This window comes from Ensifer sp. EB106-03-01-XG145, from assembly GCF_058792075.1.
This window is the reverse complement of record NZ_JBYTEC010000001.1, coordinates 71,559-87,961: the sequence shown is the minus strand read 5'-3', so window position 1 is coordinate 87,961 and position 16,403 is coordinate 71,559. Positions and strand designations below refer to the sequence as shown.

Below are 16,403 nucleotides of genomic sequence, written 5' to 3'. Positions count from 1 at the left end.
GGGATTCAAACCGCGCCAAAGCGGCGCCTATAAAAAGGGAGAACCTGCATGACCCGTACAACAATCAAAGGCCTGCTGCTCGCTTCGAGCATTCTCGGCACGGCCGGGCTGGCGCACGCCGAGGACGTGACGCTGACCATCGAAAGCTGGCGCAACGACGACCTGGCGATCTGGCAGGAAAAACTTATCCCTGCCTTCGAAGCGAAGAACCCGGGCATCAAGGTCAAGTTCGCCCCGATGGCGCCGACCGAATACAATGCGGCGCTGAACGCCAAGCTCGATGCCGGCTCCGCGGGTGACCTCGTTACCTGCCGTCCGTTCGACGTCTCGCTCGAACTCTACAACAAGAAGCACCTTGCCGACCTGACGGCGCTGCCGGGCATGGAAAACTTCTCGCCGGTCGCCAAGTCCGCCTGGACCACCGATGACGGCAAGTCCACCTTCTGCGTGCCGATGGCTTCAGTCATCCACGGCTTCATCTACAACAAGGACGCCTTCGACCAGCTCGGCATCCAGATCCCGACGACGGAAGCGGAATTCTTCGCCGCCCTCGACAAGATCAAGGCCGACGGCAACTACATCCCGATGGCGATGGGCACCAAGGACCTCTGGGAAGCCGCAACCATGGGCTACCAGAACATCGGCCCGAACTACTGGAAGGGCGAAGAAGGCCGCGCTGCGCTGATCAAGGGCGAGCAGAAGCTGACCGACGAACCGTGGGTCGAGCCCTACCGCGTTCTCGCCAAGTGGAAGGACTATCTCGGCGACGGCTTCGAAGCCCAGACCTATCCGGACAGCCAGAACCTCTTCACGCTCGGCCGCGCCGCGATCTATCCGGCCGGCTCGTGGGAAATCGGCCTGTTCAACACCCAGGCACAGTTCAAGATGGGCGCCTTCCCGCCGCCGGTCAAAAACGCCGGCGACACCTGCTACATCTCGGACCACAACGACATCGGCATCGGCCTCAATGCCAAGAGCGCACATGCCGAACAGGCCAAGACCTTCCTGACCTGGGTTGCTTCGCCTGAGTTCGCCGACATCTACGCCAATGCACTGCCGGGCTTCTTCAGCCTCAACTCCACCCCGGTGAAGATGACCGATCCGCTCGCTCAGGAATTCGTCTCCTGGCGCGAAAAGTGCAAGCCGACGATCCGCTCGACCTACCAGATCCTGGCGCGCGGCACGCCGAGCCTCGAAAACGAGACCTGGGTCGAGTCGGCCAACGTAATCAACGGCACGGATACGCCGGAGGTTGCCGCCGAGAAGCTGCAGAAGGGCCTCGACTCCTGGTACAAGCCGGCGAAGTGAGAAGAGACGTAAGCGCAACAGGTTCCCTCCCCTTTTTGGGGAGGGTCGGCCCTACGGCACCCGTGTCCTGTCGGACGCAGAAGGGCGCCGTAGCAGTTTGAATTGCTGCATGTTTTGTCCTTGGGACAGTTGCAGCAAGGCCGGGCGGGGCGACATTGGCCGATGAGGCACTCCCCCAGCCGTCGCGTCACAGGCCTCCCATCGTGGGAGGCCACCGACGCAGTCGTTTGCAAAAGAACGCGATAGACTTAACCTTCGTCATGAGCCCTCGCAAAAAGGGCAGATGGCATGCGGCGAGACCGGCCGTGTGGCGTCGATGCGCATCGTGACTGTCTGGGGACCGGTCTTCTAGAAACGGATGGACCAATGAGTGACGCTCTTTCAGTGCAAGACGGACAGCCGACCGCAAGGCGGCCGAAGCGCTGGCACATCCTCGTTTTCCTGCTGCCGGCCTTCCTGGTCTATTCGGCGGTGATGATCCTGCCGCTGATCGAGACGCTCAGGCTCTCTCTGTACAACACGGTTGACGGACAGCCGGCTTTCGTCGGCCTTGCCAATTTCCAGACGCTGTTTGGGGAAGAGCGCTGGGCCCACGACTTCTGGAACGCGCTGAAGAACAACGTCATCTTCTTCATCATCCACATGTGCGTGCAAAACCCGATCGGCGTCGCCCTCGCCGCCATGCTGTCGATCCCGAAGCTGCGCTTCGTCACCTTCTACCGCACGGCGATCTTCCTGCCGACGCTGCTCTCCTTCGTGATCGTCGGCTTCATCTGGAAGCTGATCCTGTCGCCGATCTGGGGCGTGTCGCCCTGGATACTCGACCTCGTTGGCCTGAAGTCGCTGTTTGCGCCCTGGCTCGGAAAGCCGGGCTCGGCCCTCATCGCCGTGTCGCTGATCTCGGTCTGGCAATATGTCGGCATCCCGATGATGCTGATCTACGCAGCGCTGCTCAACATTCCCGATGAGGTGATCGAGGCTGCCGAATGCGACGGCGTCACCGGCTGGAGCCAGTTCTGGAAGATCAAGCTGCCGCTGATCCTGCCGGCCATCGGCATCATCTCGATCCTGACCTTCGTCGGCAACTTCAACGCCTTCGACCTGGTCTACACGGTGCAGGGCGCGCTCGCCGGGCCTGATGGTTCGACCGACATTCTCGGCACGTTGCTTTACCGCACCTTCTTCGGTTTCCAGCTGCAGCTCGGTGACCGCTCCATGGGCGCGACGATCGCCACGGTGATGTTCCTGATCATCCTCGCCGGCGTGTCGCTCTACCTCTTCGTCATTCAGCGCCGCATGCGCCGCTACCAGTTTTGAGGAGACCGGAGATGTCGAAAGCACGCGATTCTTTCCTCCGCACCGGCTTCGTCCACGTGGCGCTGATCGCCTACACGCTGGTGTCGCTGTTCCCAGTGTTCCTGACGATCATCAACTCGTTCAAGGATCGCAACGCGATCTTCAGGGCGCCGCTGACGATCCCGACGCCGCAGACCTTCAGCCTGATCGGCTATGAAACGGTCCTCGGCCAGGGCGATTTCGCCACCTATTTCCAGAACAGCTTCATCGTCACGATCGTCTCGATCGCACTGGTGCTGCTCTTCGGGGCGATGGCCGCCTTCGCGCTGTCGGAATACCGTTTCCGCGGCAACACGGTGATGGGCCTCTATCTTGCGATCGGCATCATGATCCCGATCCGTCTCGGCACCGTCGCCATTCTCCAAGGCATGGTCGCCGCCAATCTGGTCAACACGCTGACGGCGCTGATCCTGGTCTACACGGCGCAAGGCTTGCCACTCGCGATCTTCATCCTCTCGGAGTTCATGCGCACGGTCTCGGATGACCTGAAGAACGCGGGGCGCATCGACGGGCTTTCGGAATACTCGATCTTCTTCCGCCTGGTTCTGCCGCTGGTGCGGCCGGCCATGGCGACTGTCGCGGTGTTCACGATGATCCCGATCTGGAACGACCTCTGGTTCCCGCTGATCCTGGCCCCGGCGGAGGCGACCAAAACGGTGACGCTCGGCTCGCAGATCTTCATCGGCCAGTTCGTCACCAACTGGAATGCGGTTCTGGCGGCCCTCTCGCTCGCCATCCTTCCGGTCCTCGTTCTCTACGTCATCTTCTCGCGGCAGCTGATCCGCGGCATCACGGCAGGAGCAGTCAAGTGAGTGCAAGCAGCAAACCCGTCCGGGTCCTCGTCGCAGGGCTCGGCAACATGGGGCGCAGCCATGCGCTCGCCTATCACAACAACCCCGGCTTCGAGATCGTCGGTCTAGTCAACCGTTCGAAGGTGCCGCTGCCGGAGGAGCTCAGCGGCTACACGATCTATCCCGATTTCAGATCGGCGCTTGCCGAACTGAAGCCGGATCTCTGCTCGATCTGCACCTATTCCGACAGCCATGCCGACTTTGCCGTCATGGCGTTTGAAGCCGGTGCCGACGTCTTCGTCGAGAAGCCGCTGGCAACCACCGTCGCCGACGCAGAGCGCGTCGTCGCGGCTGCAAAGAAGCACGGTCGCAAGCTGGTGATCGGCTACATCCTGCGCCACCACCCCTCGTGGATCCGGCTGATCGCCGAGGCCCGCAAGCTCGGCGGCCCCTATGTCTTCCGCATGAACCTGAACCAGCAGTCGAGCGGACCGACCTGGGAGACGCACAAGTCGCTGATGAAGACGACGTCGCCGATCGTCGACTGCGGCGTGCACTATGTCGACGTCATGTGCCAGATCACCGACGCAAAGCCGGTGGAAGTGCGCGGCATGGGACTTCGCCTCTCGGACGAGATCGCCCCCGACATGTACAATTACGGCCACCTGCAGGTGATCTTCGAGGATGGGTCGGCTGGCTGGTATGAAGCCGGCTGGGGTCCGATGATCTCGGAAACGGCCTTCTTCGTGAAGGACGTGATGTCACCCAAGGGCTCCGTGTCGATCGTCATGGACCAGAACGCCAAGTCCGACGACATCGACATGCATACCAAGACCGCGGTGATCCGGCTGCACAACGCCGAAACCGGTCCCAATGGTCGCTTCCTGAGGGCCGATGAGGATCTCAAGATGGACGGCGAGCCCGGGCACCAGGAACTCTGCGACCGCGAGCAGGCCTATGTCCTGAAAGCCATTCGCGAAGACATCGACCTCGACCGTCACATGAACGATGCCGTCCAGTCGCTCCGCATCTGCCTTGCCGCAGACGAAAGCGTGCGCACCGGCAGACCAGTCAAACTCTAAAGGGGGCAACCAGGTGGGATCGCTTCAACTCAAATCCATCCGCAAGGCCTATGGCAGCCATGAAGTGCTGAAGGGCATCGACCTCGAGGTGAAGGACGGCGAGTTCGTCATCTTCGTCGGCCCGTCCGGCTGCGGCAAGTCGACCTTGCTGCGCACCATCGCCGGCCTCGAAGACGCGACCTCCGGCAGCGTGCAGATCGACGGCACCGAAGTCGGCCATGTGGCGCCCGCCAAGCGCGGCATCGCCATGGTGTTCCAGTCCTACGCGCTCTATCCGCACCTGACGGTGAAGGACAATATGGGCCTTGGCCTCAAGCAGGCCGGCAAGCCGAAAACCGAGATCGACGACAAGGTCGGCAAGGCGGCGAACATGCTGTCGCTCGATCCCTATCTTGCCCGGCGCCCGGCCGAACTCTCCGGCGGCCAGCGTCAGCGTGTGGCGATCGGCCGTGCGATCGTGCGCGAACCGAAGCTCTTTCTGTTCGACGAGCCGCTCTCCAACCTCGATGCGGCGCTGCGCGTCAACACCCGGCTCGAGATCGCCCGGCTGCACCGCAGCCTGAAGGCGACGATGATCTACGTGACCCACGACCAGGTGGAGGCGATGACGCTCGCCGACAAGATCGTCGTCTTGAACGCCGGCCAGATCGAACAGATCGGCTCGCCGATGGACCTCTACAACCGGCCGGCAAACGTCTTCGTCGCCGGCTTCATCGGCTCGCCGCAGATGAACTTCATCGAGGGCGCGCGGCTCGGCGATATCAGCGCCAAGACGATCGGCATTCGCCCCGAGCACATGGCGCTTTCGCGCGAGAGCGGCGACTGGAAGGGCAAGGTGGTGCACGTCGAACATCTCGGCGCCGACACCATCGTCTACATCGATTCCGAGCAGGTGGGCCTGATCACCGTCCGCCTCTTCGGCGAGCATCGCTATGCACCTGACGATATCGTCTATGCGACACCGATGGTGGGCAGCATGCACCGTTTCGGCGACGACGATCGCGTTCTCGCCTGACCCCATTTTGGGGCCGACGCCCCATCACAGCTGCGTGAAAACCAGCCGCCACAGGGACTAAATCCCTGTGGCGGCTGAATTATTTTTTGATTCTACGCACCGCATCACGCTGTTGCACTGCAAAGCGAATTAACATACATTTGTGTTTGTATATTAGCTTTCCGGTATTTGCCGAACCTGATACCGGTTCCGCTCCCCTTCACTTCCGGACCGCACGGGCACCTTGCGAGATGCAGCCGTTGCCTGCGGTCACCGAATATGGACATCGCTATGCGCATGAACCGACCGACACTGGCCGCCGCCTTGGCAACTGTGATTCTTCTTTCCGGTTGCCAGAAAGAGGACGAGCAGCCGGCCGCCGCCGCATTCCCACCGTCCGCGGTCGCGGTCTTCACGACCAAGACCGAAACGCTGCCGATCACCAACGAGCTCCCCGGCCGCATTACCGCGACACGCGTCGCCGAGGTCCGCCCGCGCGTTTCCGGCATCGTCGTCGAGCGCGTCTTCCAGCAGGGTTCCAAGGTCAATGAAGGCGACGTGCTCTACCGCATCGATCCGGCGCCCTTCCGCGTGCAGGTCGAAAAGGCCGAAGCAACGCTTCGGCGCGCCCAGTCCGTGCGCCTGCAGGCCCAGCAGAAGGCCGATCGCCAGGAACAGTTGAAGAAGGCGAACGTCGTCGCCGCGCAACAGTTGGAAGATGCGGCGGCCCTGCTCGCGACCGCCGACGCCGATGTTGCGATCGCCGAGGCCGGCCTCGCGGCAGCGAAACTCGACCTGCAATATGCCGACGTGACGGCACCGATCAGCGGCCGCATCGGTCGCGCGATGATCACCGAAGGCGCGCTCGTCAGCACCAACAGCTCGGAAAATCTCGCGACGATCCAGCAGCTCGACCCGCTCTATGCCGACTTCACCCAGTCGGCGACCGACCTCATCCGCCTGCGCAAGGCGCTCGAGGACGGCAAGATGCTGAGCGGCGACGAAGAAGCCGAAGTCCAGCTCGTGCTCGACGACGGCACGGCCTACGAACACAAAGGCAAGCTGCTGTTCTCCGAAGCGGCCGTCGATGCGACGACCGGCCAGGTGACGCTGCGTGGCGAATTCCCGAACCCCGAAAACGACCTGCTTCCCGGCATGTATGTGCGCGTGCTCGTCCAGCAGGGCGTCGAGAAGGATGCGATCACCGTCCCGCAGCAGGCCGTCCAGCGCAACAATGCCGGCCAATCGCAGGTCTACGTCGTTGCCGCAGACAACAAGGTCGAGTTCCGCAATGTGACGCTCGGCCGCACCATCGGCACCCGCTGGCAGGTAACCTCCGGCCTCAAGGCCGGCGAGAAGGTCATCGTCGAAGGCTTCCAGAAGATCGGTCCCGGCGCCCCAGTAGAGCCGACGGACTGGAACCCGGATGCCAAGCCTGCGGCAGAAGCAGCCCAGACGACGGCCTCTGCCGACGAAAAGCCTGCCGAAGCTACAAAGTGAGTTTGATTGATGCCCAGTTTTTTCATCGACAGGCCTATTTTTGCCTGGGTGGTGGCGATCTTCATCATGGTCGCCGGCGTCATTGCGATCCCGCTTCTGCCGGTATCGCAATATCCTGACGTCGCACCGCCGCAGATCTCTATCAACACGAGCTACCCCGGCGCCTCGTCACAGGACACCTATCAGAGCGTCACACGACTGATCGAAGACGAGTTGAACGGCGTCGAAGGCCTGCTCTATTTCGAATCGACCTCCAGCGCCTCCGGTTCGGTCGAAATCAGCGCCACCTTCGCGCCCGGCACAGATCCGGGACAGGCGGCAGTCGACATTCAGAACCGCGTTCGCCGCGTCGAGCCGCGCCTGCCCGATTCGGTCAAGCGCCAGGGCGTTCAGGTCGATGAAGCCGGTTCCGGCTTCCTGATGATCGTGGCCCTGACCTCGACCGACGGCTCGATGGATGCCATCGGCCTCGGCGATTATCTCAGCCGCAACGTTCTGAGCGAAATCCAGCGTGTGCCCGGCGTCGGCCGAGCACAGCTTTTTGCCACCGAACGTTCGATGCGCGTCTGGCTCGACCCGGACAAGATGCTGGGTCTGAACCTGACCGCGGCGGACGTGACGAACGCGATCACGGCGCAGAACGCCCAGATTGCCTCCGGTTCGATCGGCGCACAACCGAACCCGATCAGCCAGCAGATCAGCGCGCCCGTTGTCGTCAAGGGCCAGCTGGAAAGCGCCGAAGAGTTCGGCGCGATCGTGCTTCGCGCCAATCCGGATGGTTCGTCCGTTCGCCTGCGCGACGTCGCCCGTATCGAAATCGGCGGCGAAAGCTACGCCTTCTCGACGCGGCTCAACGGCAAGCCGTCCGCGGCCATCGCCGTCCAGCTGTCGCCGAGCGGCAATGCCATGTCGACCTCCGCGGCCATCAAGGAACGCATGGACGAACTGGCGAAGTTCTTCCCGCAGGGCCTCGAATATTCGGTCCCCTACGATACTTCGCCCTTCGTCGCCGTCTCGATCGAGAAGGTGCTTTCGACGCTGGTCGAAGCGGTCGCGCTGGTGTTCATCGTGATGTTCCTGTTCCTGCAGAACATCCGCTACACCATCATCCCGACGCTCGTCGTGCCTGTCGCCCTGCTCGGCACCTGCGCGGTCATGCTGGCGATGGGCTTCTCGATCAACGTTCTGACCATGTTCGGCATGGTGCTGGCGATCGGCATTCTCGTCGACGATGCGATCATCGTCGTCGAAAACGTCGAGCGCATCATGTCCGAGGAAGGACTGACGCCGAAGGAAGCAACCCGCAAGGCGATGAAGCAGATCACCGGCGCCGTCATCGGCATCACGCTGGTTCTCGCCTCCGTGTTCATCCCGATGGCCTTCTTCCCGGGCGCCGTCGGCGTGATCTATCGCCAGTTCTCGCTGACGATGGTCGTCTCGATCCTGTTCTCGGCGCTGCTTGCCCTTTCGCTGACACCGGCGCTCTGCGCGAGCTTCCTGAAGCAGGTGCCGAAGGGCCATCACCACGCCAAGCGCGGCTTCTTCGGCTGGTTCAACCGCAGCTTCGACAAGACCTCGCACGGCTATAGCGGCATCGTGAAGCGCCTGGTCCACCGGACCGGCCGCTACATGATCGTCTATGTCGCGGTGCTCGCCGGCCTCGGCTGGCTGTTCATGAAGCTGCCGTCGTCGTTCCTGCCGGACGAAGACCAGGGCTTCGTGATCGTCATGATGCAGCTGCCGTCGGAAGCGACCGGCAACCGCACGACCGAGGTGGTGGAGCAGGCCGAGAAGATCTTCGGCCAGGAGCCCGCCGTCGAACGCATCATCGCGATCAACGGCTTCTCCTTCTTCGGTACCGGCCAGAACGCGGCGCTTGCCTTCGTGACGCTCAAGGACTGGAAGGAGCGCGACGCCAACAACGCCGCACAGTCGATCGCGATGCGCGCGACGATGGCGATGAGCCAGATCAAGGACGCGATCAGCTTCGCGCTGTCGCCGCCGGCGATCCAGGGCCTCGGCACCACGGGCGGCTTCTCGTTCCGCCTGCAGGACCGCGGCGGTCTCGGCCAGGCGGCACTGTCGCAGGCCCGTGACCAGCTTCTCGGCATGGCAGCCGAAAGCAAGGTGCTTGCCGGCGTCCGCTTCGAGGGCATGCCGGATGCGGCCCAGGTCAGCGTCACCATCGACCGCGAGAAGGCCAACACCTTCGGTGTGACCTTCGCCGACATCAACTCGACGATCTCGACAAACCTCGGCTCGTCCTACGTCAACGACTTCCCCAATGCCGGGCGCATGCAGCGCGTGACGGTGCAGGCGGATGAAGGTCAGCGCATGCAGACCGCCGACCTCCTGAACCTGAACGTCCGCAACGCCAATGGCGGCATGGTGCCGCTGTCGGCCTTCGCGACCGTGGAATGGGTCAAGGCCTCGACCCAGACGATCGGCTATAACGGCTACCCGTCGGTCCGTATCAGCGGCGAAGCCGCCCACGGCTACTCCTCGGGTGACGCGATCGCAGAGATGCAACGGTTGGCGGGACAATTGCCTGCAGGCTTCGGTTACGAGTGGACAGGGCAGTCCCTGCAGGAAATCCAGTCCGGCACCCAGGCGCCGCTCCTGATCGCGCTGTCCTGCCTTCTGGTGTTCCTGTGCCTGGCCGCACTCTACGAGAGCTGGTCAATCCCGGTGGCGGTGATCATGGTGGTGCCGCTCGGCGTCATCGGTTCCGTGCTCGCCGTGATGATGCGCGACATGCCGAACGACGTGTACTTCAAGGTGGGCCTGATTGCGATCATCGGTCTGTCAGCCAAGAACGCGATCCTGATCATCGAGTTTGCCAAGGAACTGCGCGAGCAGGGCAAGTCGCTGATCGACGCGACGCTGGAGGCGGCACATCTTCGCTTCCGGCCGATCCTGATGACGTCGCTGGCCTTCACGCTCGGCGTTCTGCCGCTGGCGATCGCCACGGGTGCGAGCTCCGGCAGCCAGCGCGCCATCGGCACCGGCGTCATGGGCGGGATGATCTCGGCAACGGTGCTCGCCATCTTCTTCGTTCCGGTCTTCTTCGTGTTCGTCACGAAGCTCTTCGGTCGAAAGAAAGTGGAAAACACACCGGCAGCCGCAGAAAACCCGACGCCCGCCGAGTAAAACGACAACAGACGGCCCGCTGAACACCACTGTCGGCGGGCCGTCTGATGAGGAGGAATGAATGCGCCGAACAAAAGCCGACGCAGAAGTAACCCGACAGAAAATCCTGTGCGCCGCCGAGCGCGTCTTCTACGAAAAGGGCGTCTCGAACACGACGCTGGAAGAAATCGCCAAGGCCGCCGGCGTGACGCGCGGTGCCATCTACTGGCACTTTGCCAACAAGACCGACCTGTTCCTCGCACTGCACGACGCCGTGCCCCTGCCGCAGGAAGACATGGTCGCCCGCGAGATCGAGGCGGAAGCCGCCGATACCCTTTCCATTCTCGAAAGCGCCATGGGCGACTGGCTCGATGTTCTCGCCGCCGACGAGCAGCGCCAGCGCATTCTGACGATCATGCTGCGCACCAATTACGACGGCGACATGAGCGAGGTCCTGACCCGCCAGAAAGAACTCGACGAGCGCCACAACGTTCTGCTTGAGCTCGCCTTTTCGCGAGCGCTCGCCAAGGGGCAGATGCACGAGAGCTGGACGCCGGCCTCGGCGACGCGGACGCTGCACTGGATGATGCTCGGGCTCTGTACGGAATGGCTGCTTTTCGGCCGTCCCTTCGATCTGACGGCCGAGGGACGCGAAGGCCTGAGCCGGCTCTTCGCGAGCTTCCGCGCGCCGGCGATCACGGCAACCGCCGTTGCCGCACGCCCCTGACATCCTTAGCCGGCGCCCGTGCGGGTACCGGCTCAGATGCTTTCGGACCCTGTTAGCTGAACACCACCGTCTTGTGACCGTTGAGCATCACGCGCCGCTCCAGGTGCAGCTTGACGGCCCGGGCAAGCACGCGGCTTTCGATGTCGCGGCCGGTGGCGACGAAGTCCTCGGCCGTCAGCGCATGGCTGACGCGCTCGGTTTCCTGCTCGATGATCGGACCCTCGTCGAGATCGGGCGTGACGTAATGCGCCGTCGCGCCGATCAGCTTCACCCCGCGCTCATGCGCCTGATGATAGGGCTTGGCGCCCTTGAAGCTCGGCAGGAAGGAATGGTGGATGTTGATCGCCTTGCCGTAGAGGCGCTTCGACAGATTGTCCGAAAAGACCTGCATGTAGCGGGCAAGGATGACGAGATCGGCGCCGGTCTCCTGGACCAGGCGCAACAGCCTCTCCTCCTGTTCGGCCTTGTTGTCCTTCGATACCGGCCAACAGTGGTAGGCGAGCCCCTCGGCCTCGGCCGTGCCTCGGCTGTCCTCGTGGTTGGAGACAATGGCAACGACCTCCGCGTTCAGCCAGCCGACACGGATCTGGTAGATGAGATGCAGGAGCGCATGATCGAACCTGGAGACGAGGATGAGGATCTTCGGCTTCACTGTGGCGTCCGCGAGAACGGTCCGCATCTGGAAACGCTCGACGGCCGGGCGCAAGGCCCGCTCGACATCACCAGCCTGAACGCTCGCCGCGACCTGAAATGCGATGCGCATGAAAAAGCTGTTGGTCTTTGTGTCCCAGAACTGGTTGCTTTCGGCGATGTTCGCGCCGAGCGCGGCAAGCTCGGTGGTGACGGCCGCGACGATGCCGGGTTTGTCGTCGCAGGAAAGCACAAGAATGAAGGTCTTCGGCGCCATGATCTCCTCCGATTGCGGCGGTTCCGGATGAGGCCTCGAGCCCCCTCCCAACCGCTGCCTATGGGGAGTTGAACGCGCCGGCAATCGTTCCGGCTGCGACGGCCGACGCTTTCTATCATCCTGATGGAAAGACGCCCGAGGGCATTAAATGCCCCCGGGCGCTGCAAGATTCATCGCATATGACTTTTGAGGTTTTCTGAGGGAATTCCATCAGAAAACCAGGCACAGGGCCGCTCGGATTAGTGCGCCTCGTCCCAGTTGGTCGCGGCGCGCGCATCGACCTTGAGCGGCACCTTCATGTCGAGCGCCGGCATGGCGGCGTTCTCCATCACCGAGACGACGATCGGAATGGTCTTTTCCACCTCGGCGTCCTCAACCTCGAAGATCAGTTCGTCGTGCACCTGCAGCAACATGCGGGCCGAGAGTTTCGCCTCGGCCAGCGCCGGCTCCATCTTCGCCATGGCGCGGCGGATGATATCGGCGGCCGAGCCCTGGATCGGCGCGTTGATCGCGGCGCGTTCGTTGAAGGCGCGATGCGACGGGATCGACGAGCGGATATCCGGATAATGTGCCCGGCGACCGAAGATGGTCTCGACGTAACCGTGCTCGCGGGCGAACACCTTGGTGCCTTCCATGTAATCGCGAATGCCCGGGAAGCGCTCGAAATAGCGCTTGATGTAGTCGCCGGCCTCGGAGCGTTCGATCGACAGCTGGTTGGCGAGCCCGAAGGCCGAGATGCCGTAGATGATGCCGAAGTTGATCGCCTTGGCGCGGCGGCGGATCTCGCCCGGCATGCCCTCGACCGGAACGCCGAACATTTCCGAGGCCGTCATCGCATGAATGTCGACGCCGTCGGCGAAGGCCTGGCGAAGCTGCGGAATGTCGGCGACATGGGCGAGCACGCGCAGTTCGATCTGGCTGTAGTCGGCCGAGACGAGCTTGTGGCCGGGCGTCGCGACAAAGGCAGTGCGGATCTTGCGGCCTTCGGCGGTGCGCACCGGGATGTTCTGCAGGTTCGGATCGGACGACGACAGGCGACCGGTCGTGGTGGCGGCCAGCGCGTAAGACGTGTGAACACGCTTTGTCTCCGGGTGGACGAAGCCCGGAAGCGCATCGGTGTAGGTGGATTTGAGCTTGGTCAGCTGCCGCCAGTCGACGATCTTGCGCGGCAGCTCGTGGCCTTCGGCGGCGAGATCTTCCAGCACCTGCGCCGAGGTCGACCATTGCCCGGTCTTCGTCTTCGACCCGCCGGCAAAGCCCATCTTGCCGAACAGGATGTCGCCGAGCTGCTTCGGCGAACCGATGGTGAAGGTTTCGCGAGCGAGCTTGTAGATCTCGTCCTCCAGAGCCGCCGCACCTTGCGCGAGCTCGCCTGAAAGCCGCGACAGGATCTGGCGATCAATGGTAATGCCGCGATCTTCCATGCGCGCAAGCACGGCGACCAGCGGCCGCTCGAGCCGTTCATAGACGCGCGTCAGCCCCTTGGCGGCCAGCCGCGCCTTCAGGATGTGCCAGAGTCTCAGCGTGACGTCCGCATCCTCGGCGGCATAGGCCGTCGCCCTGTCGATATCGACGAAGTCGAAGGTCACCGACGACTTGCCGGAGCCGGTGATGTCCTTGTAGGCGATCGGCTTGTGGTTCAGCCAGCGCTCGGAAAGCGCATCCATGCCGTGCGTGCCGTTGCCGGCATCGACGACATAGGACATGAGCATCGTGTCGTCGAAACTCTCCACGGTGATGCCGTGCCGCTTCATCACGAGGTAATCGTATTTCAGGTTCTGCGCGACCTTGAGGACCGACGGGTCCTCGAGCAGGCGCTTCAGCCGGCTGAGCGCCTCCCCGACCGGGATCTGGTTTTCGGCGAGCCCGCCGCCCAGGAGATCGCCGACACCGGTCTTGTGGATCAGCGGCACATAGGCCGCCCGGATGGCGGTTCCCGTCGGGTCCGCCCGATGGTCGGCGATCGCCAGCGAGAAACCGACGAGATCGGCCTGCATGGCATCGAGCGAGTTCGTTTCCGTGTCGAAGCCGACGACGCCGGCATCGTGCGCGGCTGATATCCACTGGTCGAGAGTGGCGACATCACGGATCGTGACATAGGCGCTGTGATCGAACGGTGCCTTGGCGAAGATTTCGGCTCGAGCCGCTGCCAGCGCCTGCGGCGTGGCGTCTGCCGCATCCGTTTCGCCGGCACGTGACAGGACAGCGGCGGATTCGGCGGCCTCACCGCGGATCGCTGCCTTGGCGGTGGAACCTTCACCGACAGCCGTCGCCGCGTCTCCCTTGTCGAGGTCCGGGCCGCGCGCATCCGCGCCCCATTCCACCGGCACGCTTGCGGCCTCCACGGCGTCGGCGTCCGTGCCCGTCGCCACGGCGACACGACGCGTCAGGGTGGTGAATTCCATCGCCTTGAGGAAGGCGATCAGCTTCGGCCCGTTCTGCGGCTCCAGGCTCAGCTCTTCCAGCGGGACATCGAGCGGCGTGTCGGTCTTGAGCTCCACGAGCTGGCGCGACAGGCGCGCGAGGTCGGCATTGGCGATGATGTTCTCGCGGCGCTTGGCCTGCTTGATCTCGCCGGCACGCGCCAGCAGCGTTTCAAGATCGCCGTATTCTTCCAGCAGCTGCGCCGCCGTCTTCGGGCCGATGCCGGGAATGCCGGGAACGTTGTCGGTGGAGTCACCCGTCATCGCCTGGAGATCGATCATCTTCTCCGGCGGCACGCCCCATTTTTCGATGACCTCGGGGATCGAGATCTGCTTGTCCTTCATGCTGTCGTACATCGATACGTTCGACGTGACGAGCTGCATCAGGTCCTTGTCGGACGAGACGATGGTGACACCCGCGCCGGCCGCCTCGGCAAGGCGCGCATAGGTGGCGATCAGATCGTCCGCCTCGTAGCCTTCCTTTTCGATGCAAGGCAGGTTGAAGGCGCGGGTCGCGTGACGGATCAGGCCGAACTGCGGAATGAGGTCTTCCGGCGGCGCCGTCCGATTGGCCTTGTACTGATCGTAGAGCGCGTTGCGGAACGTCTTCGAGGAATAGTCGAAGATGACGGCGAAATGGGTCGGCGTGACGCCGACCGAGGTGTCACGCGCATCGGTGAGCAGCTTCCACAACATGTTGCAGAAACCCGATACCGCATTGACCGGGAGGCCATCGGATTTGCGGTTGAGCGGCGGGATGGCATGGAACGCCCGGAAGATGAATCCGGAGCCGTCGACGAGGAAGAGATGATCACCGTTTTTCATGGGCAAATGGATAGCGCGGGGTGAGGCAAAGGTCCATTGCGGTTTTCCCGCCGGGCACTACAATCTCCACTTGCCACAGAGGAGGCCAACCATGCCGCATGACGTGCGCTACGCCCTGCAACAGTATCTCCTTCTTTCAGGCTTTGCCGTCTTTAGCTTCCTTATTTCCTGGCTCCTGTCGGCCGATCCGACATTCCTTATCGTTATCAAGACGGCTTTCGCACCCATCTATCTGCTCGCAATGGCGGGCCTCGATACCCATTTTAAGCGCGCGGACGGCGCTCCCTGGCCGCGTTGGCAGAAGGTGGAATATGCAGCAGCCCGTGCCGCACTCAACGTTGCCTTCATTGTCGTCATATCGATCACGCCAGATCAAACAGCTGGCGAAATGGCGAAGACGGCGATGATGGTTGCAATGGCGATCGGCGTTGGGGAACTCATTTTCGCCTTGCGAAATCGGGCCTCGACGGATCGCTGAGAGGTGCGTGAGCTTTCACGCAAACGTTACGCATTTGTAATGTCGGAATCGCACCGGCTATCCTTGAAAAGCCACATTTGACTCCTCAAATCTTAGTCAACGGCACCGAGTGATGCCGTCTTCTGGTGATTGGCCTGTCCCCCGCCCGCACCAGATGAGGACAAAGGCCTTATCCCCCTCTCCGGGCCTTTGTCCCGTTTTCAAGAAGCCGTCACGGCGCCGCCTCCGCGCCGTGACGGTTTTTTATTTGGCACCAAGGCTTTCGATAAAGTCCGCTCAAATCGAAGTGAGCTCAGCGCTTCCCAAGGTTCATCGCCTGCATTGTAACTTGTCTTCATGACGCTTCGGGCGTACCGATAGGCATGGCCTTCAATCGTATGGAATCTGCGACCTATCTGGCCAGCCTGCTGGCTAAGAGCTTTTCGCGCGCGCTTCACGAGCGCGGCCAGAAGCTTGGTTTCGCACCCGGTCAGTTTCCGATTCTGCTCGAACTTTGGGCCGAGGAAGGCCTGACGCAGAAGCAACTGCTCGATCGCCTCGACATCGAGCAGGCGACGATGGCCAACACGCTCTCCCGCATGGAGCGGGACGGGCTCATCGTCAGACGCAAGCACCCTCAGGACAAGCGCTCGCAGCAGATCTTCCTAACCGAACGGGCAAAGGAGATGGAGGCAGCCGCCAAGGAAGCAGCCCTTGCCGCCGACCAGTCGCTGCTTTCCGGCCTTAGGAATTTCGAGCGCGAGCTGATGCTCGAATATATGCGCATGGCGCTTGCCAGCGTGGCACGTGGCGACGGCCGCGCCTGAAGCTTCGCACCTCCCCTGATCGATCCATCAAAATATTTGGCTTAAAGCGAATGACCTTAGGCTCTAAAACCAGAGCG

At 62.6% G+C, this 16,403-nt stretch carries 12 protein-coding genes; 10 read left to right on the top strand and 2 right to left on the bottom strand.

Annotation, left to right across the window (positions count from 1 at the left end; genetic code table 11):
• Positions 1–48 precede the first annotated feature (48 nt).
• The 8 genes from AC3WWH_RS00400 (at position 49) to AC3WWH_RS00365 (ending at position 10,887) form a co-directional block, all read left to right on the top strand.
• Positions 49–1,308, top strand: a complete 1,260-nt coding sequence (locus AC3WWH_RS00400; RefSeq protein WP_058324494.1) for an ABC transporter substrate-binding protein — start codon at positions 49–51, stop codon at positions 1,306–1,308.
• A 366-nt stretch (positions 1,309–1,674) separates the two neighbouring features.
• Positions 1,675–2,625, top strand: a complete 951-nt coding sequence (locus tag AC3WWH_RS00395) for a carbohydrate ABC transporter permease (protein WP_057248225.1) — start codon at positions 1,675–1,677, stop codon at positions 2,623–2,625.
• An 11-nt stretch (positions 2,626–2,636) separates the two neighbouring features.
• Positions 2,637–3,476 carry a carbohydrate ABC transporter permease gene (locus tag AC3WWH_RS00390; RefSeq protein WP_057247778.1) on the top strand — a complete coding sequence of 280 codons (840 nt, stop codon included), beginning with the start codon at positions 2,637–2,639 and terminating at the stop codon, positions 3,474–3,476.
• On the top strand, positions 3,473–4,537 hold the full coding sequence (locus tag AC3WWH_RS00385) for a Gfo/Idh/MocA family protein (protein ID WP_058324493.1): 1,065 nt from the start codon (positions 3,473–3,475) through the stop codon (positions 4,535–4,537). The genes AC3WWH_RS00390 and AC3WWH_RS00385 overlap by 4 nt, the downstream gene beginning before the upstream one ends.
• Positions 4,538–4,550: 13 nt before the next feature.
• Positions 4,551–5,552: an ABC transporter ATP-binding protein gene (locus AC3WWH_RS00380; protein WP_058324492.1), complete on the top strand. Its 1,002-nt coding sequence runs from the start codon at positions 4,551–4,553 to the stop codon at positions 5,550–5,552.
• Between the two features lie 270 nt (positions 5,553–5,822).
• Positions 5,823–7,031 (top strand): efflux RND transporter periplasmic adaptor subunit, encoded by a 1,209-nt coding sequence (locus AC3WWH_RS00375; protein ID WP_492376864.1) that lies wholly within the window; start codon positions 5,823–5,825, stop codon positions 7,029–7,031.
• Positions 7,032–7,040: 9 nt separating this feature from the next.
• Positions 7,041–10,181 carry a multidrug efflux RND transporter permease subunit gene (locus AC3WWH_RS00370; protein ID WP_058324491.1) on the top strand — a complete coding sequence of 1,047 codons (3,141 nt, stop codon included), beginning with the start codon at positions 7,041–7,043 and terminating at the stop codon, positions 10,179–10,181.
• Between the two features lie 61 nt (positions 10,182–10,242).
• Complete coding sequence (locus tag AC3WWH_RS00365) at positions 10,243–10,887, top strand: TetR family transcriptional regulator (protein ID WP_058324490.1); 645 nt, start codon at positions 10,243–10,245, stop codon at positions 10,885–10,887.
• 52 nt (positions 10,888–10,939) lie between these two features.
• On the opposite strand, the gene purU is transcribed toward AC3WWH_RS00365, so the two are convergent.
• On the bottom strand, positions 10,940–11,794 hold the full coding sequence (gene purU / locus AC3WWH_RS00360) for a formyltetrahydrofolate deformylase (RefSeq protein WP_058324489.1): 855 nt from the start codon (positions 11,792–11,794) through the stop codon (positions 10,940–10,942).
• A gap of 239 nt (positions 11,795–12,033) precedes the next feature.
• Positions 12,034–15,042: a DNA polymerase I gene (gene polA / locus AC3WWH_RS00355; protein WP_058324488.1), complete on the bottom strand. Its 3,009-nt coding sequence runs from the start codon at positions 15,040–15,042 to the stop codon at positions 12,034–12,036.
• Positions 15,043–15,133: 91 nt separating this feature from the next.
• On the opposite strand from polA, the gene AC3WWH_RS00350 reads away from it, so the two are divergent.
• Both AC3WWH_RS00350 and AC3WWH_RS00345 read left to right on the top strand, forming a co-directional pair.
• Entirely contained in the window at positions 15,134–15,520 is a 387-nt protein-coding gene (locus AC3WWH_RS00350; protein ID WP_058324487.1) for a hypothetical protein, read from the top strand.
• 362 nt (positions 15,521–15,882) lie between these two features.
• On the top strand, positions 15,883–16,326 hold the full coding sequence (locus AC3WWH_RS00345) for a MarR family winged helix-turn-helix transcriptional regulator (RefSeq protein ID WP_057247769.1): 444 nt from the start codon (positions 15,883–15,885) through the stop codon (positions 16,324–16,326).
• Positions 16,327–16,403: the final 77 nt, after the last annotated feature.